The organism is Shewanella sp. 10B (assembly GCF_023475885.1).
Classification (GTDB): Bacteria; Pseudomonadota; Gammaproteobacteria; order Enterobacterales; family Shewanellaceae; genus Shewanella; species Shewanella mangrovisoli.
This window is the reverse complement of the sequence record NZ_JAMDJO010000002.1, coordinates 164,158-186,931: the sequence shown is the minus strand read 5'-3', so window position 1 is coordinate 186,931 and position 22,774 is coordinate 164,158. Positions and strand designations below refer to the sequence as shown.

Genomic DNA, 22,774 nt, shown 5'->3' with positions numbered 1-22,774 from the left:
ATTTTCATGTTTCAGAGACTGGGATTGTCGGCTAGTTACGAGTAGAATACCGCGCAACCCTACCTACAAGAATTGGCAGCTGGAGTAAGCAATGCTGAAAAAAGATATGAATATCGCAGATTATGATCCGGAACTGTTCAACGCAATTCAGAACGAAACTCTGCGTCAAGAAGAGCATATTGAGCTGATTGCTTCTGAAAACTACACCAGTCCACGCGTGATGCAAGCGCAAGGTTCACAATTAACCAACAAGTACGCCGAAGGTTATCCTGGCAAGCGTTATTACGGTGGTTGTGAGTATGTGGACGTAGTTGAAACCTTAGCGATTGAGCGTGCAAAACAACTGTTTGGTGCGACCTACGCAAACGTACAACCTCACTCAGGTTCTCAAGCAAACAGCGCCGTTTACATGGCATTGTTAAAACCAGGCGATACCGTTTTAGGTATGAACCTCGCTCACGGTGGTCACTTGACCCACGGTTCACCTGTAAACTTCTCCGGTAGACTGTACAACATCATTCCTTACGGCATCGATGAATCAGGCAAAATCGACTATGACGAAATGGAACGTCTGGCGGTTGAACATAAGCCTAAGATGATGATCGGTGGTTTCTCTGCTTACTCAGGTATCGTTGACTGGGCAAGAATGCGCGAAATCGCAGACAAAATCGGTGCTTACCTGTTTGTCGACATGGCGCACGTTGCGGGTCTTATCGCCGCTGGTGTGTATCCAAACCCAGTGCCACACGCGCACGTTGTGACGTCAACCACTCACAAGACCTTAGCCGGTCCTCGTGGCGGTATCATTCTGTCTGCTGCCGATGATGAAGAGCTATACAAAAAGCTGAACTCTGCGGTATTCCCAGGCGGTCAAGGTGGTCCTTTGATGCACGTTATCGCGGGTAAAGCGGTTGCCTTCAAAGAAGCTTTAGAGCCAGAGTTCAAAGCTTACCAACAACAAGTGGTTAAGAACGCTAAAGCCATGGTTGAAGTGTTCTTAGAGCGCGGTTACAAGATCGTTTCTGGCGGTACTGACAACCACTTAATGCTGGTGGACCTAATCGGTCGCGACCTGACGGGTAAAGAAGCTGATGCTGCTTTAGGTAGCGCGAACATCACAGTAAACAAAAACTCTGTGCCAAACGATCCTCGTTCACCTTTCGTGACCTCTGGTGTGCGTATCGGTACGCCTGCGATCACTCGTCGTGGCTTTAAAGAAGCTGAAGCGAAAGAGTTAACCGGTTGGATCTGTGACATCCTCGACGATGCCCACAACCCTGCGGTTATCGAGCGCGTAAAAGGCCAAGTATTGGCACTGTGCGCCCGTTTCCCTGTTTACGGTTAATTCGTTAATTTATCTGAATATGAAGGCTGAGTTCACAACTGTTTAGGGTGTTACTCTCAGGTGGTTAACCTCAGCCGATAAATAGGATAAAATCCCATGGCCGCATTAAGCGGCCATTTTTATTGCTAAAATCTTAGACTTAAACCCGCTCGGTTTAAGCGAGAAACAGCGAAAGCCATAGGCTTTATTCCATTCACGGCAGGAGGCTCAATGCATTGTCCATTTTGCAGCGCGACAGATACTAAAGTAATCGATTCCCGATTAGTGGCGGAAGGCCATCAAGTGCGTCGTCGCCGAGAATGCACCGAATGCCACGAAAGATTTACTACCTTCGAAGGGGCTGAATTAGTCATGCCACGGGTGATTAAACGCGATGGCACGCGCCAACCCTTCGATGAAGAAAAGCTGCAAGCAGGTATGTTACGCGCGGTCGAAAAGCGCCCCGTGTCCATGGATGAAATCGAGCAGGCCTTAAGTAAAATCAAGTCAACGCTGCGGGCTACCGGCGAGCGCGAAGTGCCATCCGAGATGATAGGTAACTTGATGATGGAACAGTTAATGAGCCTAGATAAGGTTGCCTATATTCGTTTTGCCTCGGTTTATCGCGCCTTTGAAGACGTCTCCGAATTTGGGGAGGCGATTGCGAAACTGCAAAAGTAATGTGGGTTATCTTAAGTTAGTGCTTAGGTTAGTGCTTAGGTTAGCGCCTCGTTATGCCCCGCATTCGGGTACGCTTTCTCAAGATTTCATAGGGTTTATATGAATTGGTCAGAACTCGATAACCAGATGATGAGCCGAGCCATACAACTGGCTCGCAAAGGATTTTATACCACTCGCCCCAATCCTAGTGTGGGCTGCGTTATCGTAAAAGATAGTCAGATTGTCGGTGAAGGTTATCATCAAAAAGCCGGTGAGCCCCACGCCGAGGTGCATGCACTGCGCATGGCTGGCGAGCTTGCCCGTGGCGCGACCGCCTATGTCACCTTAGAACCTTGCAGCCATTATGGCCGCACACCGCCGTGTGCCTTGGCGTTGATCAACATAGGTGTAAAACGAGTGGTGGTGGCGGTTGAAGATCCCAATCCTCAGGTCGGTGGCCGTGGTATTCAAATGCTGCGCGATGCGGGCATTCAAGTGGATGTAGGTTTGCACCGCGACGAAGCTTACGCTTTAAATCTTGGTTTTATGAAGCGCATGGAATCAGGCCTACCTTGGGTGACGGTAAAGCTTGCCGCGAGCCTCGATGGTAAAACCGCCTTATCAAACGGTGTGTCCAAATGGATCACAGGCCCCGAAGCTCGCCGCGATGTGCAGCGCTTACGTTTACGCGCCTGCGCGCTAGTGACAGGGATTGACACTGTGCTAGCCGATGACCCTTCGCTTAATGTGCGTTACTCAGAGCTTGGCAGTCTGAGCTCGCAATTGAGTGAAGCGCAGATTTTACAACCGCTGCGGGTGATATTAGACAGTCGTTGCCGGATGCCGATTACGGCAGCCTTGCTTGCGATTGAATCGCCGATGTTATTAGTTTCAACAGTGCCTTACTCGCCAGCCTTTGTGGCGCAGTTGCCTGCCCATGTGACTTGTCTTCAATTACCGGCGATTGATGGTCGAATCTCGCTGCCAGCACTCTTAAGCTATTTAGGCAAAAGCTGTAATCAGGTGCTTATCGAAGCGGGCGCGACCTTAGCCGGCGCCTTTATCGGTGCGGGATTAGCCGATGAGTTAGTGCTGTATCAAGCGATGAAAATCCTTGGCGCACAGGGACGTAATCTACTCGAATTACCCGATTATCAAATGATGGCCGATATTCCGACCATCAAACTGGTCGATGAGCGTAAAGTAGGCGCGGATACGCGTTTCACCTTGAGGCTCACGTCCAATCCATCTTTAGCGAATAAGTGAGTTAACCATGTTTACTGGGATTATTGAGGCCGTTGGCACGCTGCGAAAGCTTGAACGTAAAGGCGATGATATTCGTTTGACGGTTGCCAGTGGCAAACTGGATTTAAGCGATGTGCGTTTAGGCGACAGTATCGCCACCAATGGTGTGTGTTTGACTGTGGTTCAGCAATTAGCCGATGGCTATGTGGCGGATGTGTCGGCTGAAACAGTCAGTCTCACAGGCTTTGCTAACTATAAAGTCGGCACTAAGGTTAATCTTGAAAAAGCCGTTACCCCGACAACTCGCCTCGGCGGACATATGGTCAGCGGCCATGTGGATGGCATTGCCACCGTAGAGCAGCGTCTTGCTCGTGGGCAAGCAATCGAATTTTGGTTAGCGGCGCCTGCGGAGCTGGCTCGCTATATTGCCCATAAAGGTTCTATCACCATCGATGGCGTGAGTCTGACGGTAAACGAAGTCGATGGACACCGTTTCCGATTAACCATAGTGCCCCATACCGCGGGTGAAACCACGTTGGTGGATTTGAAAGCTGGCGATAAGGTGAATATTGAAGTGGATTTAATCGCCCGCTATTTAGAGCGTTTAATGCGCTTTGATACTAAAGAAACCCAAGGCGGTGGGGTGACTATGGAAATGTTAGCCCGTGCTGGCTTTGTGCGTTAGGGCACTGGCACTTAGCTCACTTAGGTATAGAATTTCATAACAACAGTAAAATCATAAAGGTCCTACAATGGCGCTGCACAGTATAGAAGAGATCATCGAGGATATTCGTCAAGGCAAAATGGTTATTTTGATGGATGACGAAGACAGAGAAAACGAAGGCGACCTGATTATGGCGGCCGAGCTGGTCACGCCTGAAGCGATTAACTTTATGGCGAAATACGGTCGTGGACTCATCTGCCAAACGATGACTAAGGCCCGTTGCCAGCAGTTAAACCTGCCCTTGATGGTGACTAATAACAATGCGCAGTTCTCGACTAACTTTACGGTATCGATTGAAGCGGCAGAAGGCGTAACCACTGGGATTTCGGCCCACGATCGCGCCGTAACGGTAAAAGCAGCCGTGGCTAAAGATGCCAAGACATCGGATTTAGTTCAGCCGGGTCATATCTTCCCATTAATGGCGCAGGACGGCGGCGTGTTAACCCGCGCAGGTCACACGGAAGCGGGTTGTGATTTAGCTCGTTTAGCAGGGCTTGAGCCATCGGGCGTGATTGTGGAGATCCTCAATGAAGACGGCACTATGGCTCGTCGCCCAGATTTAGAGATTTTCTCTGAATTACATGGGATTAAAATCGGCACTATTGCGGCGCTTATCGAATACCGCAACACCAAAGAAACCACAGTCGTGCGCGAAGCCAAGTGTAAACTGCCAACCCGCTTTGGCGAGTTCGACATGGTGACCTTTAGGGACACTATCGACAATCAACTGCACTTTGCCTTAGTGAAGGGCGAAGTGAAGCCAGATTGTTTAGTACGCGTACACTTACAAAATACCTTCAACGATTTACTCCACTCAGAGCGCGATCAGCAGCGTAGCTGGCCGCTTGAAAAAGCCATGGAGCGTATTTCTGCCGAAGGTGGTGTGTTGGTGTTGCTGGGCAATCAAGAGCATCCCTGTGAAATCCTCTCTAAAGTCAAAGCCTTTGAGGCAGAAGATCAAGGTCAAGCGCCTGTCTCTGCAAAATGGCAAGGTACTTCACGGCGCGTGGGTGTGGGCTCGCAAATCCTTGCCAGCCTTGGGGTGACCAAAATGCGCCTCTTGAGCTCGCCTAAGCGTTATCATTCGCTCTCGGGCTTTGGTCTTGAAGTGACTGAATATGTGGCGGAGTAACAGGCTGAGCTTGTTAGACGTTGCACTAAGGTAAAATTAATCATTTGTATAATTTGCATAGGGCTGTGGGCGATTGACTGTGGTATCATGTCGCCACTTTTCGCCCAAGCCGGGTGCTTTAGCTAAATTAGGTAAGAAAATGAACGTAGTTCAAGGTAATATCGAAGCGAAGAATGCCAAAGTTGCGATTGTAATTTCGCGTTTTAACAGCTTTTTAGTTGAGAGCCTGCTTGAAGGTGCACTTGACACGCTGAAACGTTTTGGCCAAGTCAGTGATGAAAACATCACTGTCGTCCGTGTACCTGGTGCGGTTGAGTTACCGCTGGCTGCACGTCGTGTTGCCGCAAGTGGTAAGTTTGACGGTATCATCGCACTTGGTGCTGTGATCCGTGGTGGTACCCCTCATTTTGATTTTGTTGCAGGTGAATGTAACAAAGGTCTAGCTCAAATCGCATTAGAGTTCGATCTGCCCGTTGCCTTCGGTGTATTGACGACAGATACCATTGAACAAGCCATTGAGCGTTCAGGTACTAAAGCAGGCAACAAGGGCGGCGAAGCTGCACTAAGCTTGCTTGAAATGGTCAATGTTCTGCAACAGCTAGAACAACAGTTGTAATAGTAGGAAAAATAATGAAGCCTTCTGAGCGCCGCAAGGCCCGCCGTTTAGCCGTACAAGCCATTTATTCATGGCAACTAAGCGGGAATAATATTGCCGATGTCGAGCACGAGTTTTTAACTGAACAGAGCCTCGACGGTGTTGATGTAGCTTATTTTCGTGAGCTATTTGCAGGCGTAGCAACTAAGAAAACCCAACTGGATGAGTTGTTCATTCCACACTTAGACCGCCCCATTGATGAGGTGTCGCCAGTGGAGAAAGCCATAGTTCGCTTAGCGGCCTATGAGCTGACTTTCCGTAAAGATGTGCCGTTCAAAGTCGCGATTAACGAGGCGATTGAACTGGCTAAAGCTTTCGGTGCGGATGAAAGCCATAAGTTTGTTAATGGATTACTCGACAAACTGGTTGCACGTAAGTAATAAGGACAAACGGTATCTTAGGATACCGTTTTTCATTGCTAACAAAGGTGGCCGATGTGAGTCGCGCCAAACTGTACAGTGAAAGAATTCCAACTTATTGAATGTTATTTCAATCACCGCGGCCCCACGCGCCGTGATGTCAAACTGAGTATTGGCGACGATTGCGCCCTAGTGCAGCCCGCCGAAAACAAGTCGATCGCCATCTCCTGCGATACCTTAGTCGAAAACGTTCACTTCTTCCCTGATATTCCCCCTCAAGCCTTAGGTTACAAAGCCTTAGCCGTGAATCTGTCGGATTTAGCTGCTATGGGGGCAGAGCCTGCGTGGATGACGCTTGCGCTTACCTTACCTGAGGTGAACGAAGCCTGGCTGAGTGGGTTTAGTGAGGGACTCTTCGAAGCGGCTGAATACTATGGTATTGCCCTCATTGGCGGCGATACTACCCGTGGCCCTAGAGCCATTAACATTACCGTGCATGGACAAGTGCCGCAGGGTAAGGCATTGACGCGTCACGGTGCAAAAGCAGGTGACTGGATTTATGTGACCGGTACGCTAGGCGATTCAGCATTAGGGCTGGATTTGATCCGCGGCGTGCAGCATGCGCGTGCGGAGCATAAAGAGTTCTTAATCAATCGCCATTATCGTCCAACACCTCGAGTGTTAGCGGGTCAGTCGTTACGGTCTTTAGCATCCAGTGCTATCGACTTATCCGACGGTTTTATCTCGGACATTGGCCATATCCTCAAAGCATCGCAGGTAGGCGCGGTTGTGGATGTAGGCTCGATTCCGTTGTCCCGCGCCATGCAGGATACCGTGAGCGAAGAGCATGCCTTAGGTTATGCGCTAACGGGGGGCGAGGATTATGAGCTGCTCTTTACCGTGCCTGAGGCGCAAAAAGGTGCGTTAGAAACAGCACTGAGCCACGCGGGGACTAAGTTTGTGCGGGTTGGACAAATCTGTGCGGGCAGTAAACTTAAGTTGCAACTCAATGGTGAGCCGTTTACGCCGCCATATCATGGTTTTGAGCACTTTTAATGAAGTTGTTATCCCAAGATCAGGCGCTGTCGCGCCTGTCTCTTAAAAATCCAGTCCATTTTTTAGCATTAGGCTTTGGCAGTGGTTTAGCGGCTAAGGCGCCCGGCACCTTTGGCACCTTGGCGGCTGTGCCGCTCTATTTGTTATTGGCGCAATTGCCCTTGAGTTGGTACTTAGCTGTAACCTTAGTATGCGTACTCGCGGGGATTTATATCTGCGATAAAGCTGCTAGGGATATGGGTGTACATGATCATGGTGCAATCGTTTGGGATGAAGTGGCAGGCCTATTAATCACAATGATTGCCGCGCCTGCCGGAGTGCTCTGGTTAGTCGTTGGTTTTGTGCTGTTTCGTCTCTTTGACATTATCAAGCCTTGGCCAATCCGTTGGCTCGATGCCAAGGTCGAAGGTGGCTTTGGAATTATGATCGACGATGTATTAGCAGGCATTTTCGCGCTTATTGGTGTGCAGGCTCTCGCGGCTTTTATTCATTAACGAAACCGATTTGTGATATTCAAGCAGCCTTTAGTGAATTCTAAAGGCTGTTTTTATTTGTAAGATTGCTGAGTGGAGAGTGATTAGCGCTTAGTGATTAGTGCGGATGTCGCGGTTTAACAATAAAGAGATCAGTTCGTAGCTTGTTAATAATATTTCGCGCCGCATTACCTTTGAATGCGCTAAAGATGCCTTTGCGTTCGGCGCTGCCCATCACCAGCATATTGACGTTGAGTCTACGGGCCTCATTGGAAATCGTATCTTCGGGTAAGCCTTCTTCTACGTGTAGGTTGCGGGTATTGAGATTGTGCTGCCGTGCCACTGTGGTGAGCTTCGCTTTATATTTTTCCCGCTCTGAAACGGGTTCTTGTGGCTGATGATTAAAGCTCATGTAAAAGGGATCGGGTAAGTAGCTATTAATTAAATGCAAATCGTTTGAGAGCAAGCTCGCTATCCGCTTACTTTCTTCTATTAGGGTTTCATTAAACTCGAGGTGAGTCATATTTTCATTGTCGAGTTCCAATGCGGTAAGAACATGGCCGTTCTCATGCCAATCCTCAAGATCCACAAACATCACTGGAATATGGGGTAATCGTAGCAATTGCCATTCATCTGCAATTAAAAATTCATTGAAGAAAGGTGGATAGAATTTGTGACTGACTATGATGAGATCATAGTCAAACTGATTACATTCGTTGACGATAGCATTGTGTATTGAGTGGGATAGGCATTCTTTTATGTGGATTGGATATTGTTTATCTGGATAAGCCAAGATGGGCTTTCGTCTTTCATCTGGCATCAGCTTAGATTTATCTCTATGAAATAAAAGATTGAGATTAAAATTGTGGGTACGTTTTACCTTGAGAACGGTTAAGGACGCATGGCATTTTCTAGCCAAGACAACGGACTTTTTGAGTACGGCATTGGGCGGAACTGAATCATCTACTGCTGCGAGAATGTGCTGGAAAGGCATGATCAACTCCTATTGACCAGAGAGGTAATTAAGTCTAGGAGAGCTGCCGTTATTCGATAATATTAAATATCACTATCAAATTTGCAATCTAGCCAATAATAATCTAACTGAAATTAATATTTAAATTTCATTAGGTTGTTGAAAAGGGTGACAGGACTATTGATTATTTTTTTATAAATATGACGATTAATATAAAAAATTATTCATTCATCCTTCACGGAGGGCGATTGTTATCGTTATCGGTTATTTTGCATTCCGCTAGTCAGTATCTGGGGATATCAATATTCTAACGTCTTAAAATGTCTAATATTGTGAATGCTTCTGCTTAGGTTTATCCCTTGCAAATAAAATTAAAGGCTCCCTTGGAGCCTTTAATTTGTGTACGTCTTTATTTACAGCGGGGTAGCGTGAGTGACTACTGCAATAATTACCTAGTGCAATAGCTCCCTACTGCAATAACTCCCGCGCATTGGCTAAGGTGTTGGTAGTAATAGTATCGCCACCGAGTAATCTGGCGAGTTCTTGGATACGTTGTTCTCTATCTAAAGGCGTCATAGTGGTTTCAGTGCTTCCAGCCTTGTTGAATTTATTCACAAACATATGTTGATGGCCATTACCGGCAACTTGCGGCAAATGGGTTACACACAGTACTTGGGTCGATTCGCCAAGGCTACGCAGCATACGTCCAACCACGGCTGCAGTGGGGCCTGAGATCCCAACATCCACCTCGTCGAAAATGAGTGTCGGTGTAGCAACCTTTTTCGCGGTAATGACTTGGATACCTAAGCCAATACGTGACAATTCGCCGCCTGAGGCAACCCTTGATATAGGTTGTAACGGTTGGCCTGGGTTGGTGGTAACCATAAACTCTATGTTATCGCTGCCGTTGATCGACATGATTTCTGGATTGAAATTCACTTCAATGGTGAACTTGCCCTTGGGCATGTTGAGCTCATGAATGGATTGAGTCACCAACTTATCCAGCTCTTTTGCATAACGGGCGCGGCTCTGACTCAACTTTTGCGCGTTAGCGAGGTAGGCGACTTTACTGGCCTCCACTTGGCGTTGAATATCTTCTAGCTTATTTTCATCATCATCGAGGGTCGTGAGTTCGGCTCTGAGGGCGAGATGATGCTCGGCTAATTTGTCTGGGCTAACATGGTGCTTACGGGCCAGTTGCATGGCTTTAGAGAGCCTTTCCTCTAAATAGGCAAAATGCGCGGGATCGAGCTCAAGTTTACTCAGGTAGTGCTGCAATTCGCCCGCGCTCTCTTGCACTTGAATAAGCGCCTCGTTCAGCATAGTGCTGACATTGGTTAGTGCGGGGTCATAACTTTGCAGATTTTCGGCAAGGCCGACGGCTTTGTTCAGCAGTGATTCGATATTGCTCTCTTCACCATCCGTGAGCAAAAACAGGCTGGCTTGGCAGCTATCTACCAACTCGGTGCCATTAGCGAGGCGTTTATGTTCCTGTTCAATCTCTTCAAATTCACCGACCTTGAGATCAAACTCATCTAACTCTTCAACTTGATATTGCACCAGCTGTTTACGGGCGATACGTTCCTGCTGGGAGGCTTCTAATTGTTTGAGTTCGGCTTCAATTTGTTTACTGCGCTGATAGCTTGCCGCGACTGTGTCTATCAGTAGTCTGTGATTGGCGTAGCTATCGAGCAAGGTGAGCTGATGTTCACTCTTTAACATGGCATGGTGGGCGTGCTGGCCATGGATCCCTACAAGCAATTGCCCCAGTAATTTTAACTGAGTCAAAGGGACGGGATTGCCATTGATATAGGCGCGTGAGCGGCCGTCACTGCCAATGGTTCGACGCAGAATGCACTCATCATCGAGTTCGAGATCGTTATCTTCGAGCCAGCGTTTTGCCAGAGGCACATCCTCGAGCGAAAATCGGGCACTGACTTCGGTTTTGCTCGCGCCAGGGCGAACACTGCTGGCATCGGCACGGTTACCTAGGCATAAGCCTAGCGCGTCAATGGCGATGGATTTTCCCGCGCCAGTCTCACCAGTAATGCTGGTCATACCGGGGCGAAAGTCCAGTTCAAGGAAACGTACGATAGCGAAATTGTTGATGCTGAGTTGGCAAAGCATAGTGAGTTCCTGTCGAAAAACTTACCAAATCACTGTATTGATAAACAGTATATACTGAATTTATATACAGTAAAGTGACTTTGGGTGAATATTCGACATGTCGCGATAGCCTAAAGCCTAATTATTTGTTTATGAATAGGTTTTAACGAGCTGCTCCAGAATGGGTAAGCTGAAAAAGGTCACTATAGTGCCAAAGAGTATCCCTTGAGCACTGGTGGAGGCCTGAGTGTTATAGCGCTGCGCCAACAGATAGACGCTTGCCGCCGTGGGCAAGGCACTAAGAATGACGCCCATAACGAGGTAGTCGCCCGTGACACCTACGCCTTTTAACATGAAGTAAACCAAGGCGGGTTGCAGGATAAGTTTAAACAGGTTGATAAGGCTCAGTTCGATAAAGTTTGTCAGGCTAAATACCTTGCTATCTTTTTGATAGCGCATGGCTTTCGCCAGTACCATGCCGACAGCAAAGAGGGCGCAGGGGCTGGAGGTATTGCCTATCTGCTGGATCATCATTGCCAAGCCTGCTGGTAAGGTTATCCCTAATGCCGAAATGGCCACGCCAATAAAACAACCTATCACAATCGGGTTTTTCACCACGGCTAACAGCATGATCACCGCGGCGTGATGTTGTCGCTGTTTATTGGTGGCGAGTTCTAACGAGACCAAGGCCACGGCAAACATGAGTACGGACAATAAACTGGCAATCGCAGCGGCAACTAAGGCGCTTTGTTGCTGGGGGAATAAGATGACAAGGAGTGGAATACCGATAAATGCGGTATTACCAAAAGTGGCATTTAAGGCGCGCACGGCGGCTATCGCAGGCTGTTTAGGATTCACCAGCAGGGAGATGCCGATACAAACGAGGTAAATCACCAGCATGGCTGCGCTGTACCCGGCGATAAATCCCCACTGCAGGATCTCTTCAATGGGCTGTTGCGCCAGTGCTATCAAGAGGATGGCCGGAAACGCAATATAATAAACATATTGATTGAGAACTTGGTCTGTTTCTACTGGAAGAAAGCGCAGCTTTTGCACTAGTGTGCCCAGTAGCATGATCCCGAAGACGGCAAACAGAGGGGTTAAAATGGTCATGTCCCTCACTCATCCTTTTGTGTTGCTTATCCCGTAAACGAGTCTCGGGATATTCTCTCAGCCAATTGACGATAATCGGCGCTAGCGCAGTAAATTTATCGGCAAAATAGCATAGCATTCCCCTTGGAGGCTATTGCGCTATGGTCGTAGAAGTGAATAATTCTACGTTTAAAACACAATTAGTTAGTGCGCGTTATGGATGCAGGCACTCACATAAACGATTGGGATTGAAAATGGCTGATGATATAGGCGGCGAGCTGCAGTTAATTTACCTGTTTGTGCATTTAGTGAATGCGGGGAGTTTTTCCCAAGCAGCTAAAGAGCTCGATATGCCCATCGCCACCGTGAGCCGTAAGCTGGCCAAACTTGAGGAGAAGCTCGATAAGCAATTGTTTATGCGTAGCACCCGTAAGCTGCGGTTAACCGAAGAAGGCCTAGCATTATTCCAACGTTATCAGAGCGTCATTGCCCAATTTGATGAACTGAGCGGTGTCGGCAGTGATAAGCCCGAAGGGACATTGCGGATTGCGGCGCCGATTTCGATTATTTCTATCATCTTTATCCGCGCATTGAACGAGTTTGGGCGTTTATATCCCGATATCCGCTTACATATTTCCCAAAGCAATGAGTTAGTCGATTTAATTGATAAAGGGATCGATGTAGCGATTGTGGGCGGTGCCCAGCCCGACTCCTCTTGGGTGTCGAGCACCTTAGGTGAACTCGATTACCGCCTGTTTGCGACGCCGGAATATTTAGCCTCGGCGCCAAAGTTAACCCATCCCGATGATCTTGAAGCCCACCAGTTAATTAAAGTGTGGCCACTGTTTAATTGGCACTTAAAGCACCCTAATGGCGAGTCATTTTATTTTAATGGCCCAACAAAGCTTACGCTCACGGATCTGCACGGGGCGATTCAGGCGACACTCGATCACGGTGGCATACTCTATGGCCCAGAATTATTTGTAAAACAGCAAATTAAAGAGGGGCAGTTAAAAGTACTCTTGCCCGAATGGATTGGTGAGCAGCGCAGAATATCGATTCTGTATCACCAGCGGAGTCAGCAGCCGCAGAAGGTGAGGGTGTTTATCGAGTTTATGCAGTCTAAGGCGCCCGAGCTGTTTTCGATGGCGTAAGCTGTTAGCGTTTGCGAGGCTTTAGCGGATTTTTACTCATGGAGTTTTGGGTCTGCTTCGCTTCTTGCAGGCTGGCGCGGGTGGCGGGCACGATACCCAGTTCAAGGTAGTAATTGACTAAACGGCGCAGTTCAAACAAGGAACCAATACGGCTTTGATGACCTATGGTGAGTTTCCAGGTATCGGTGCGGCCTTCGCTATTGGTTAAGATAAATCCTTGATAAACTAGTTTTTTCATATTGAATGGATACTTGGCTTAATCCTATCCCTCGCAGTGTTATCCCTTGGCTAATACCAATCACATTAAATATCTAATCAGTTCAGAGCCTCACAGGCGTCTCAATCCAAGGCGCATTGACGAAGAAATGGTTATTCCCTTTTAAGTCAATGTAACACGGGAGTGAGACGCCTGTGAGGCTCCCGAAGGGCGGGGTTGAACGGGCTTTATACTGCGTTTAAGGCTTTCGACAGAGCGCCACTATGCCTTCAAGCCTTCGCCTTGTCTAAAGCCCGTTTAACTCCCGCTGAATGAACAGATATTTAATACGATTGGTATAAGATGCTACCTAATAGTGAACCACTCTTAGGTAGCAGGGCTCACTTACGCGACGCTAATACCGATATTCGATACACCCGCTTCGATAATCTCTTTGCGTAAACCTTTCACCAATTCTGCGGTGATCTTAGGATTCTCTTCGATGATTTCCAGCAGCGTATTTTGCAGTTCGCGCTCTTCTTCCATCACTTCATGGGCGAAGACATAGTCATCTAAGGCATCATCGGTTAAATCTACATCGCTGATGGTCTCAATGTAGTTCGCCACAGTGCTTGAGGATAACTTGCTTATATTGGTGATATCTTCTTCAAGATCGGTTTGAATCGCACCGAGTAAGGTAGACAGAGCAACTACGGCATCCATCGCTGGGTATACGCCATAGTTATCAAAATCGGCGGGTTCAGGGGTGTTATCTTCTAAGCGCTGTAGATGCACATCAATGTTGAATTTCAGCTTATTGTCGTACTGGGATTGCCAAAGAAGATCGAGCACTGTGCTTAATACCGCAGGATCGCCAAACTCGCAAACCTCTGAAAACAATTGATAGTTAGGTAACATTCGTTGGCAAAGGGCAATGGCAAAGAGTTTTTTCTGTGGTAGTTCTAGCGCCTTTAAACGCTTAAAGAAGCCCGTTTTTTTGGTCATCTGTTATTTCCGCTGATAGCTGTGATAGCACTTGTTTTGCCGCCGATTCTACCTTAGTTAGCTCATCAAGTAACTCTAGTATTTCCGGTTCGAGATCTTCGACACGAGCATCCCGTTTCAATGCCGATTCAATCTCTTGGCATAATCGCTGTGTGGTCGGTACTCCGCAATAGCAACTGGCTCCATGGAGTTTGTGGATAGTGGTGAGCATAGTCGCTTGATCGTTCTGACTCAGCGCCGTCTCAATTGCCGAGACAGTTTGTGGCAAGGAATCCAATAACATGCGCAACATATCTAAGGCTAAATCCGACTTATGGTTGGCTTGGGTTAAGCAAAGATCCCAGTTGAGGGTGTGTAAATCGAAGTGGGTGAACTTGGGCCGAGTTATCCAGCGGTTTATCTCCGCTTTGAGGGCGGCTTCATCGATGGGCTTAGGCAAGTAACCATCCATGCCGCTGCCTAAAATCAACTCACGTTCCTCGGCAATCGCGTGGGCGGTCACGGCAATAATGGGCGTGTTGCGGTTCATCGACCCTTGGCGGATTTGCTTAGTGGCGCTGATGCCGTCGGTGCCCGGCATCTGGATATCCATAAAGATAAGGTCAAAGGTGCGACTCTTGGCTTGTTTAACGGCTTCTTCACCGCTGTTAACGGCAATGACAGTCGTCACTAACTCGTTAAGCAGGGTATCAATCAGTTTTAAATTGGCAAAGTTATCATCCACCGCCAACACAGTAAGGGACTGGCGAGCAGCGGGGACGGTAATCGCCACGGGAGGTAAAATGTCATATTCCATTGGTGGATAGAGCATATTACGCGCCAATTGGTGTTCACTCACTGGCAGTGACAACACCACATCGGCATTGGGGCGAATAAACTGGCTTAGTACTTCCTGCTCTTGGCAATCGAACAGCACAATCAAGCAATCTGTCTTACTCTTAGCTTGATTTAAGGTACTGACCAATTGATTCGGATTGCTAAATCCATGGCAACTCAGCAGCACATAATCGAATTGATGCTCAGTGGTCGAGAGCGTCGTCAGCAAGCTTGGTATGTGTTGATGGTGCGTGACTTTTGTATCCCACTGTTTTAGCTGACGACTAATCACAGAATGGGTGAGTACTCTGGGTTCATAAAACAACACGGTTTTATCTTTAAGTTTTTCAAAGGGCAGCGAATCGCCAATCTGGAATTGACCTAGACCCAATGGCAGGGTGAACCAGAAGTTAGAGCCCTTATCCACCGAAGAGGTAAAGCCAATTTGGCCGCCCATTTGGTTGACGAGGCGCTTAGTGATGACCAGCCCCAGCCCTGTGCCTCCAAAGCGGCGAGAAATCGAGGAGTCCGCTTGACCAAAGGCTTGGAACAGGAAGTCCTGTTGGTTTTCATCAATCCCAATGCCGGTATCAATCACATCACAGCGAAGCACCACTTGATCATCTGTCTGGTTTTGTAACTCTAATTTGACTAACACACTGCCCGAATCGGTAAACTTGATGGCATTGCCCACTAAGTTATTGATAATTTGGCAAACACGCATCGCATCGCCGTTAACATTGTCGGGAACGTTGGGAGCAATATCGACCACTAACTCCAGTCCTTTTGCCTGCGCGCTGCCCGAGATTAAAGTGATTGTCTCACCTAAGGTTTCCCTTAGGCCGAATGGCATGTTTTCTAGCACCATTTTACCGGCTTCGAGTTTAGAGAAGTCGAGAATATCGTTGATAATCGCCAGTAGGTTAGTCGCGCTGCGCTCGATGGTATTAATGTAATCGACTTGGCTCGAGTGTAGCGGGGTTTTAACGAGTTGACGGGCAAAGCCTATCACGCCGTTTAATGGTGTGCGCAGCTCGTGGGACATGTTCGCCAAGAATTCCGACTTAATGCGGCTGGCCTCCAGCGCGCGTTTTTTGGCTAAGTCGAGCTCGACGTTTTGGATCTCAATCTGCTCTAAGGTTTCCCGCAGATCCGAAGTTGCCTGATCGATATTTTGCTGCATCTCATCGTGATATTCCGATAGCGAGCCCGCCATGGCGTTAATACCGCGTTTAAGCAAATCTAGCTCACCGATAAGATTACCCTCAAGCCTGGCATCGAGTTTACCCTCACGGATTTTGGCGACCACCCGCACCATTTCGGTAATCGGCTGGGTGACGTTTTTAACCAGACGAAAGGTAAACAGCAGGTTTAATTGCACCCCAATCAAGACGATAATAAAGGCGGCCACGGCGGCCCTGTGTTGTTCGAGCAGTGCACGTTCTTTATTGATTATCACCGAAATATAGCCAAGCAGCTCGCCATTATCGGTTTGGATATCAAAATTGACGGGCGCGCCCGCAGCAGGAGGTGCGGTGGCAAAAATCGGTGTGCGTAGGATAAGGCTGTCGCCCACATGTTCGATTTCGGTTTTGTGCAGATTGGTCAGCGCCTCTTTATAGCGCATGATTTCGAAATCTTTGTGGTAATGCGATGTGACAAACAGTTGATTTTGAATGTCAAAAATAGCGATGGATTTAACGAGCGTGGATTTATTCAGTTGGGCTGCGGCGAGGAGCCGTTTCGTCGCTTCCCTGTCATTGCCCACGAGTCCCACTTCACTGGCAATCGCTAAAGGTTCGATAATATTGCTGCCCTGTTCAATCAGCGTATCTTCGAGTTCATAGAAGCGATTTATGGTAAAGTAGCTGCCCAGCAGAATACCGACTAAGATCGTCGGCGCAAGCGCAAGCACCAGAACCCAGGAACGTAAGCTGTATTTGGTCATGTTGTTGACAGGGTTCATAGCCGCAGCGCAGTTTCCTAAGTTCTAGGGACGATATAATTTTATAAGACTGCCAGAAAAAGGGCGGTCTTTACCAGTTTTTTATTGATTTAGAGGCCGAAATGGCACAATTTTTTAAAGCAAAACCAAATAGTTCCAAGCAATTGTCCGCGAAGCAATCCTTTAGCGTGCACCAGCTGGATCATCTAGGGGCAGGTATAGCACAACATCAGGGAAAAGTCGTATTTATCCCCGGCGCCTTGCCGAATGAAACCGTGCAGGCGCAGCTGACCGAACAAAAGAAAAACTATGCCCGGGCCAAGCTAATTAAAGTTGAGACGCCGAGCGCTGAGCGAGTCACGCCGCTATGCTCACATTACCAAACTTGTGGCGGCTGCGATTTACAGCATATGTCATTAGCTGGCCAGCGCGAGCATAAGTCCGCGGCCTTGGTTGATATTATGGCCAAATTTGCTGGCGCCGAAGGCAACTCAGTGCCTGCATTGACGGGCGAAGGTTGGCACTATCGTCGCCGCGCCCGCCTTGCGACCCTATTTGATAAAAATACCAAGCAGTTGAGCCTAGGGTTTCGCGCCTCGAGCAGCAGCCAAGTGGTGCCTATTGATAGCTGTTTAGTCTTGGCGAAACCCTTAGCGGATTTAATCGCGCCATTTGCTAAGTTGCTTAATCAACTGGCGGCCAAATCGAGCCTTGGGCACTTAGAGTTAATTGATGCCGACAATGGCCATTTTGCGGTAATTCGGATCACTAAATCCTTAAACGATAAGGATATGGCAAAGCTTGCGCAGTTTGCTGAGAAGCATCAAATCCATATTTGTTTGCAAGACAACAACGGCGAGTTCCATGGGGTGAATGGCACGCTGTTATTGCCTGTTTACCAGTTGCTCGATGATAAAGCCGATGCAACGCCTGTGAGCCTCAGCTTTACCCCGGGTAACTTTGTGCAAGTGAATGCGCAAATTAACAAGGCCATGGTGGCGCAGGCGTTAGACTGGTTAGCACCACAGCCGGGTGAGCGTATTCTCGATCTCTTCTGCGGTATGGGGAACTTCAGTTTGCCTTTAGCTAAATTGGGCGCCGAAGTGATTGGGGTTGAAGGGGTGCCAGAAATGGTCAGCCAAGCCCGTGAAAACGCCGCGGCGAATGGCTTAAGCAATTTAACCTTTTACCATGGCGACTTAAGTGCCGATTTATCCTGCGAGCCTTGGATGGGCAAGATTGATAAGTTGCTACTCGATCCTGCCCGCGCGGGGGCGTTCGAGAGTTTGCAATGGCTTAAGAAGATGAAACCCCGCCAAGTGGTGTATGTCTCTTGTAATCCGGCGAGCCTGGCCCGCGACAGTGCGGTATTGCTCGAGCGTGGTTACAAGTTACAAAAGTTAGGCTTAATCGATATGTTCCCGCAGACACACCATATCGAAGCCATGGCCTTGTTTGAGCTTACAAAATAAGGCTTATCGATTGGGCAAGGTTTCCTCACTTGCCCGCGTTATTCGAGTGTAAAGTAAGCAAAGCGTTTGAATAACGTAAAAAATGTGAAGTTTCGTCTCGTTGGGTTTGACAAGTCCGTGCCAATGCTGAAGATAGGAGTGCCGAGGTGGTGCCACTTTTCTCTGAGCACGAATAAGGAAATAAATTAGATGGTCTCTGTTCGCGAAGCGCACTTTAATGATCCCGATTTTCATCTTGAAGATTGGGTGGCTCGCTATGTCAGTCATGTCGAGGAGGCGCAGACCTTACTCACCCTGATTGCACAGGTCGAAGCCTTACCCGCTAAGAGTCCTGCCGCGAAAAGAGAACTGCTCGAACGTGCCCGCGAGATGATTGAAATCCTCGCGCCATTGAACATGGATATCGAGACGCTGCAAGCGGCTATCCTGTTTGTGGTGTTTGATGCCGGCCTATTAAACGAAGAGGCGATCAAAGAAAAATTTGGCGAGCCGCTGGCGCGGTTAGTCGCCAGCGTCGTGACCATGGACGCCATTGGCGCGTTAAAAATCAATCCCAATAGCCGCTCAACCGAGCCGCAAATCGACAATATCCGCCGCATGTTGCTGGCGATGGTCGAAGACGTGCGCGCCGTGGTAATAAAACTGGCTGAGCGTGTTTGTTTGCTGCGCGCCGTGAAAAATGCCGATGAAGAAACCCGCGTCTTGCTGGCCCGCGAAATTGCCGACATCTATGCGCCGCTCGCTAACCGTTTGGGTATTGGTCAGTTAAAGTGGGAATTAGAAGATATTTCCTTCCGCTATCTGCATCCAGATACCTACAAGGACATTGCGAAACAGTTAGACGGTAAGCGGTTAGACCGCGAAGTCTATATCGAAAAATTTGTCGAGCAGTTGCAGCAGCGCCTCGATGAGGATCATATTCGCGCTAAGGTCTATGGTCGTCCAAAACATATCTACAGCATCTGGCGCAAGATGAAGGGCAAACATCTCAAGTTTGATGAGTTGTTTGACGTGCGCGCCGTGCGGATTGTCACCGAGCGTTTGCAGGACTGCTATGGCGCCTTAGGGGTCGTGCATACACTTTGGCACCATATTCCGCGCGAGTTCGACGACTACGTGGCCAACCCTAAACCTAACGGTTATCAATCGATTCATACCGTAGTGGTGGGGCCAGAAGGTAAAACCGTTGAAATTCAAATTCGTACCCAAGATATGCATGAAGATGCAGAGCTGGGGGTTGCCGCGCACTGGAAATACAAAGAGGGTAATCACTCCGGCAAACAGAGCGGCTACGAAGAAAAAATCAATTGGCTGCGTAAAATTCTGCAATGGCAGGAAGACGTGGTCGAAAGTGGCAACTTGGTCGAAGAAGTTCGCAGCCAAGTGTTTGAAGATAGAGTCTATGTCTTTACCCCAAGCGGTGAAGTCGTTGATTTGCCACTGGGTTCAACCGTGCTCGACTTTGCCTACTATATTCACTCGCAGGTCGGTCATAAGTGTATTGGTGCCAAGGTCGATGGCCGCATTGTGCCGTTTACTTATCAGGTTGAAACGGGCGAGCGCATTGAGATCATCACCTCGAAGCACCCCAATCCTAAGCGCGATTGGCTCAATCCAAACTTAGGTTATATCCGCACATCGCGGGCGCGCTCGAAAATTCAGCATTGGTTTAAGCAGCAGGACCGCGATAAAAATATTATCGCCGGCAAAGAAATGCTCGAAGCCGAGCTGGCGCGAGTCAGCCTTAAAATCAAAGATGCCGCCATCGCCGTTGAGCGCTTTAATATGGCAAGTATGGACGACTTGCTTGCCGCCATCGGCGGCGGTGATGTGCGTTTACATCAGGTCGTAAACCATATCCAAAGTAAGTTGCGCCTCGATGAGGCGAGCGAAGAAGATGCGGTTGAAGAATTAGTTAAGAAGAGCCAACCCAAATCTGGCACCAATAGCCGTGGTCAGGTGGAAGTGAATGGCGTGGGAAACTTACTCAGCCATATCGCCCGTTGCTGCCAGCCCGTACCTGGGGATGAGATTTTAGGCTTTATCACCAAAGGACGCGGTATTTCGGTGCATCGCTCCGACTGTGAACAGGTAAAAGAGTTAATGCGCGTTCACCCAGAGCGTGGCGTCGATGTGGTTTGGGGCGAGAACTATTCAGGTGGTTATCGTATGCGCCTGCGGGTCTTAGCCCATGATCGCAGCGGATTATTGCGGGATCTCACCTCGGTACTCGCCGCCGAAAAGTCCAATGTACTCGCCATGAGCTCGTCATCGGATATTAAGAATCAGACGGCGGCAATTGAACTTGAATTGGAGCTTTATAACCTTGATGGTCTATCGCGGGTGTTATCTAAGCTCTCCCAAGTCGATAGCGTGATAGAAGCAAGACGGCTTTAAGGTTAGCAATACCTTTCGAAGCGATTAGCCTCGAAATTAGCAATATAGAATACTTTGATAAGAGATATATTGGGGCAGGGAGGCTGTTCATCGTTCTGAGCAATGGCATTTGCTCCCCGACGCGCAGCGAGTCCGTCCTTGGATGCTCGACCGCCCCGTCTGATGTGAATGGATTCACGAATGCCGCGGTGGCATGGATGCCAAAGAGCGGCCATGGGGCGGACGGTCGTCTCGCAAATCACCATTGCTCAGCTTCCTAGCATCGTTGTTGGCTGCAGGTTTCAAAGAGACACACAGCATGCTTTGGGACAAAAGCGAGCTAGATTCCAAGCTCTAATTCATGAGTTTCAGATTAAAATTTCTATGGAGATAACGCCGCCAGCTGGGGCCTTGTTACGTTTTGGCATGGCTCTCGACTATGCCTACAACTTTGTTGCTGCCAGCCGGGAGGAGAGTAATCTTTTCTTCAGGCTCATTAAAATGAATGAGCTTCTCTTTATGCAATACTTTCAGTATCTTCTTGTAATAGGTTTTATTACTTGATTCAGTCCAGTCCATTAACTCAGACAGAGTGACATCCTCATCTGTAGATGATGCCAAAAGCAAAATCTGATCTTTTAGATTCATGCTGGGAGAAAGAACTTTCTTGAACCCTTTACTATCCCAAACTAACGGTGTATTTCTTTGGGCAAGTGCATCCACTGCCAGCTGAGCATCTTCTAGGCTTCCGGTATGAAATACTCTGACCAGTTCAGCCATAATCCAGTTAACCATTGTCAGCATCAGCGTTGAATCAACATTATTGGCATCGACTTCGCTACCTACATGACCTACACCACGATTATTTCGTATTTCATACAGAGCTGGGAGCATTCTTGGTATTAGTATTTGAAAGCTTCGAGGGAGAGAAGACTCTTGTTCCAACTGCCTACAGGCTGCGACCATATTTCTCGGTTTCGATGGTGATGATGGATAATTCCCGTCAACATGCCCTTGCAATATCGAATATACAATCTCACAGATTTTACCGGCACTAAGCTCTGCGGGTTCCCAGCGATGTTCCATATAGTTTTGGGTTAACTTTTTGTACTCCTTGATTAAAGGAGTACGCAGGCCAGCAGGCAAAGACCCTAGAAGGGTTTTAAGTTCAGGCATGTTAACCGATTCCTAGTGATCTCTTACCTTCTTCAGTTACATAGAACTGTTTACCTTCCTTCTCGCAGAATCCCTTCTTTACATTTTGATTGAGGGCTTCTGAAGCATTATTAAGACGTCTTTGGTTTGCATTACTAAGAGCAGAAGTGACATCTTTGGTTTGAAGCCTGCTTTGTCCTTTGGCCTCTACCCATACCGCTGTAGCTAGAAACTTAGTTGTTTGGACTGAATCAGCATTTTTGGACTTCAACCACAAAGCCAATGGCTGGGAGGCTATGTCACTATGCCCTGATAAGTCTGCCGGTTTATGTGAGTCGCCAGCTGGAGTTCCAGACTGCGATGGGACCTGCACTGGCGCTAGAGCCATCAACTCTTCAGCTCGATCCATGATCTTGTCAAGTTGGTCGGACAACCAAGAAGACTCACCCTCCCCAGAGAAGGTTATCTCGCCGATTTTTATTTCGATTTTTGCTTCACTCATTCATATTTCCTTTTCTACGAAGTAGTTGAGAACGTAACAGTTTATTCGTACGCATGCGCGTTTACCTCGTTGAACCAGTGAAAACGCGCACAGTTAACCATCTGTATGCAAAGAACTTATCAGCTTTATATTAAATACACCATCCGGAAAAACGCGCATGCGTGTTTTCCAAACCTATTAACTAAAATTCAGTTACTACATTCACCTGATTTTATGGAGTTTTATTTATTTCGGATGGAATTAGTGCGCACTGATTTTGTCCAAAAATCATACCAAAAAACCTAAATTTAAATACGACTGTATACCCATACATTGTTAGTCGCTTTACGTTAGGTCCAAACATTAGGTAAATGG

The 22,774-nt window shown here is 48.0% G+C and carries 20 protein-coding genes; 12 read left to right on the top strand and 8 right to left on the bottom strand.

Going from position 1 to position 22,774, the window contains the following annotated elements; all coding sequences use genetic code 11:
* Positions 1-91 precede the first annotated feature (91 nt).
* The 9 genes from glyA to M0415_RS08275 all read left to right on the top strand — a co-directional run bounded on the left by glyA (position 92) and on the right by M0415_RS08275 (position 7,649).
* Entirely contained in the window at positions 92-1,345 is a 1,254-nt protein-coding gene (glyA, locus tag M0415_RS08315) for a serine hydroxymethyltransferase (protein ID WP_011625551.1), read from the top strand.
* A 210-nt stretch (positions 1,346-1,555) separates the two neighbouring features.
* Entirely contained in the window at positions 1,556-2,005 is a 450-nt protein-coding gene (gene nrdR, locus M0415_RS08310) for a transcriptional regulator NrdR (protein WP_011073317.1), read from the top strand.
* A 99-nt stretch (positions 2,006-2,104) separates the two neighbouring features.
* A complete protein-coding gene (gene ribD / locus M0415_RS08305; RefSeq protein WP_249554392.1) occupies positions 2,105-3,250 on the top strand; it encodes a bifunctional diaminohydroxyphosphoribosylaminopyrimidine deaminase/5-amino-6-(5-phosphoribosylamino)uracil reductase RibD in 1,146 nt (381 codons plus the stop codon).
* Positions 3,251-3,257: 7 nt separating this feature from the next.
* On the top strand, positions 3,258-3,914 hold the full coding sequence (locus M0415_RS08300; protein ID WP_011621887.1) for a riboflavin synthase: 657 nt from the start codon (positions 3,258-3,260) through the stop codon (positions 3,912-3,914).
* A 67-nt stretch (positions 3,915-3,981) separates the two neighbouring features.
* Positions 3,982-5,085 carry a bifunctional 3,4-dihydroxy-2-butanone-4-phosphate synthase/GTP cyclohydrolase II gene (gene ribBA, locus M0415_RS08295; protein ID WP_249554394.1) on the top strand — a complete coding sequence of 368 codons (1,104 nt, stop codon included), beginning with the start codon at positions 3,982-3,984 and terminating at the stop codon, positions 5,083-5,085.
* 139 nt (positions 5,086-5,224) lie between these two features.
* Positions 5,225-5,701: a 6,7-dimethyl-8-ribityllumazine synthase gene (gene ribH, locus M0415_RS08290; RefSeq protein WP_011073313.1), complete on the top strand. Its 477-nt coding sequence runs from the start codon at positions 5,225-5,227 to the stop codon at positions 5,699-5,701.
* 14 nt (positions 5,702-5,715) lie between these two features.
* Positions 5,716-6,120: a transcription antitermination factor NusB gene (nusB, locus tag M0415_RS08285; RefSeq protein WP_011621889.1), complete on the top strand. Its 405-nt coding sequence runs from the start codon at positions 5,716-5,718 to the stop codon at positions 6,118-6,120.
* 78 nt (positions 6,121-6,198) lie between these two features.
* Entirely contained in the window at positions 6,199-7,155 is a 957-nt protein-coding gene (gene thiL / locus M0415_RS08280; RefSeq protein WP_249554396.1) for a thiamine-phosphate kinase, read from the top strand.
* A complete protein-coding gene (locus M0415_RS08275; protein ID WP_248967379.1) occupies positions 7,155-7,649 on the top strand; it encodes a phosphatidylglycerophosphatase A family protein in 495 nt (164 codons plus the stop codon). The genes thiL and M0415_RS08275 overlap by 1 nt, the downstream gene beginning before the upstream one ends.
* 97 nt (positions 7,650-7,746) lie before the next feature.
* On the opposite strand, the gene M0415_RS08270 is transcribed toward M0415_RS08275, so the two are convergent.
* The 3 genes from M0415_RS08270 to M0415_RS08260 all read right to left on the bottom strand — a co-directional run bounded on the left by M0415_RS08270 (position 7,747) and on the right by M0415_RS08260 (position 11,820).
* Complete coding sequence (locus tag M0415_RS08270; protein ID WP_249554398.1) at positions 7,747-8,622, bottom strand: universal stress protein; 876 nt, start codon at positions 8,620-8,622, stop codon at positions 7,747-7,749.
* Positions 8,623-9,069: 447 nt separating this feature from the next.
* On the bottom strand, positions 9,070-10,728 hold the full coding sequence (gene recN, locus M0415_RS08265; RefSeq protein ID WP_249554400.1) for a DNA repair protein RecN: 1,659 nt from the start codon (positions 10,726-10,728) through the stop codon (positions 9,070-9,072).
* A 129-nt stretch (positions 10,729-10,857) separates the two neighbouring features.
* Entirely contained in the window at positions 10,858-11,820 is a 963-nt protein-coding gene (locus M0415_RS08260; protein ID WP_248967376.1) for an AEC family transporter, read from the bottom strand.
* A gap of 233 nt (positions 11,821-12,053) precedes the next feature.
* On the opposite strand from M0415_RS08260, the gene lldR reads away from it, so the two are divergent.
* Positions 12,054-12,953, top strand: coding sequence for a LysR family transcriptional regulator LldR (gene lldR / locus M0415_RS08255; RefSeq protein WP_086903143.1), 900 nt, complete (start codon positions 12,054-12,056; stop codon positions 12,951-12,953).
* Positions 12,954-12,957: 4 nt separating this feature from the next.
* Here the strand turns inward: lldR and M0415_RS08250 are convergent, their stop codons facing one another.
* The 3 genes from M0415_RS08250 to barA all read right to left on the bottom strand — a co-directional run bounded on the left by M0415_RS08250 (position 12,958) and on the right by barA (position 16,936).
* The gene (locus tag M0415_RS08250; protein ID WP_249554402.1) at positions 12,958-13,191 is read right to left on the bottom strand and encodes a DUF3319 domain-containing protein; all 234 of its coding nucleotides are present in this window, start codon (positions 13,189-13,191) and stop codon (positions 12,958-12,960) included.
* A 363-nt stretch (positions 13,192-13,554) separates the two neighbouring features.
* Positions 13,555-14,154 carry a YjaG family protein gene (locus M0415_RS08245; RefSeq protein WP_011716210.1) on the bottom strand — a complete coding sequence of 200 codons (600 nt, stop codon included), beginning with the start codon at positions 14,152-14,154 and terminating at the stop codon, positions 13,555-13,557.
* Positions 14,129-16,936: a two-component sensor histidine kinase BarA gene (gene barA, locus M0415_RS08240; RefSeq protein WP_208659764.1), complete on the bottom strand. Its 2,808-nt coding sequence runs from the start codon at positions 16,934-16,936 to the stop codon at positions 14,129-14,131. The genes M0415_RS08245 and barA overlap by 26 nt, the downstream gene beginning before the upstream one ends.
* A gap of 101 nt (positions 16,937-17,037) precedes the next feature.
* Between barA and rlmD the strand changes: the two genes are divergently transcribed.
* On the top strand, positions 17,038-18,387 hold the full coding sequence (gene rlmD / locus M0415_RS08235; protein WP_249554408.1) for a 23S rRNA (uracil(1939)-C(5))-methyltransferase RlmD: 1,350 nt from the start codon (positions 17,038-17,040) through the stop codon (positions 18,385-18,387).
* A 189-nt stretch (positions 18,388-18,576) separates the two neighbouring features.
* Positions 18,577-20,784: a GTP diphosphokinase gene (gene relA, locus M0415_RS08230; RefSeq protein WP_249554411.1), complete on the top strand. Its 2,208-nt coding sequence runs from the start codon at positions 18,577-18,579 to the stop codon at positions 20,782-20,784.
* 393 nt (positions 20,785-21,177) lie between these two features.
* Here the strand turns inward: relA and M0415_RS08225 are convergent, their stop codons facing one another.
* Together M0415_RS08225 and M0415_RS08220 are read right to left on the bottom strand one after the other, a co-directional pair.
* Entirely contained in the window at positions 21,178-21,939 is a 762-nt protein-coding gene (locus M0415_RS08225; RefSeq protein ID WP_249554413.1) for a hypothetical protein, read from the bottom strand.
* A 1-nt stretch (position 21,940) separates the two neighbouring features.
* The gene (locus tag M0415_RS08220) at positions 21,941-22,420 is read right to left on the bottom strand and encodes a hypothetical protein (protein WP_249554415.1); all 480 of its coding nucleotides are present in this window, start codon (positions 22,418-22,420) and stop codon (positions 21,941-21,943) included.
* Between the last annotated feature and the right edge of the window lie 354 nt (positions 22,421-22,774).

Coding starts and splice junctions, on each gene's coding strand:
- barA (WP_208659764.1), bottom strand. CDS start 16,936: ATGAACCCTGTCAACAACATGACCAAATACAGCTTACGTTCCTGGGTT.
- ribD (WP_249554392.1), top strand. CDS start 2,105: ATGAATTGGTCAGAACTCGATAACCAGATGATGAGCCGAGCCATACAA.
- recN (WP_249554400.1), bottom strand. CDS start 10,728: ATGCTTTGCCAACTCAGCATCAACAATTTCGCTATCGTACGTTTCCTT.
- rlmD (WP_249554408.1), top strand. CDS start 17,038: ATGGCACAATTTTTTAAAGCAAAACCAAATAGTTCCAAGCAATTGTCC.
- glyA (WP_011625551.1), top strand. CDS start 92: ATGCTGAAAAAAGATATGAATATCGCAGATTATGATCCGGAACTGTTC.
- ribBA (WP_249554394.1), top strand. CDS start 3,982: ATGGCGCTGCACAGTATAGAAGAGATCATCGAGGATATTCGTCAAGGC.
- nrdR (WP_011073317.1), top strand. CDS start 1,556: ATGCATTGTCCATTTTGCAGCGCGACAGATACTAAAGTAATCGATTCC.
- M0415_RS08270 (WP_249554398.1), bottom strand. CDS start 8,622: ATGCCTTTCCAGCACATTCTCGCAGCAGTAGATGATTCAGTTCCGCCC.
- M0415_RS08225 (WP_249554413.1), bottom strand. CDS start 21,939: ATGCCTGAACTTAAAACCCTTCTAGGGTCTTTGCCTGCTGGCCTGCGT.
- nusB (WP_011621889.1), top strand. CDS start 5,716: ATGAAGCCTTCTGAGCGCCGCAAGGCCCGCCGTTTAGCCGTACAAGCC.
- lldR (WP_086903143.1), top strand. CDS start 12,054: ATGGCTGATGATATAGGCGGCGAGCTGCAGTTAATTTACCTGTTTGTG.
- M0415_RS08260 (WP_248967376.1), bottom strand. CDS start 11,820: ATGACCATTTTAACCCCTCTGTTTGCCGTCTTCGGGATCATGCTACTG.
- relA (WP_249554411.1), top strand. CDS start 18,577: ATGGTCTCTGTTCGCGAAGCGCACTTTAATGATCCCGATTTTCATCTT.
- ribH (WP_011073313.1), top strand. CDS start 5,225: ATGAACGTAGTTCAAGGTAATATCGAAGCGAAGAATGCCAAAGTTGCG.
- M0415_RS08220 (WP_249554415.1), bottom strand. CDS start 22,420: ATGAGTGAAGCAAAAATCGAAATAAAAATCGGCGAGATAACCTTCTCT.
- M0415_RS08245 (WP_011716210.1), bottom strand. CDS start 14,154: ATGACCAAAAAAACGGGCTTCTTTAAGCGTTTAAAGGCGCTAGAACTA.
- M0415_RS08275 (WP_248967379.1), top strand. CDS start 7,155: ATGAAGTTGTTATCCCAAGATCAGGCGCTGTCGCGCCTGTCTCTTAAA.
- M0415_RS08300 (WP_011621887.1), top strand. CDS start 3,258: ATGTTTACTGGGATTATTGAGGCCGTTGGCACGCTGCGAAAGCTTGAA.
- M0415_RS08250 (WP_249554402.1), bottom strand. CDS start 13,191: ATGAAAAAACTAGTTTATCAAGGATTTATCTTAACCAATAGCGAAGGC.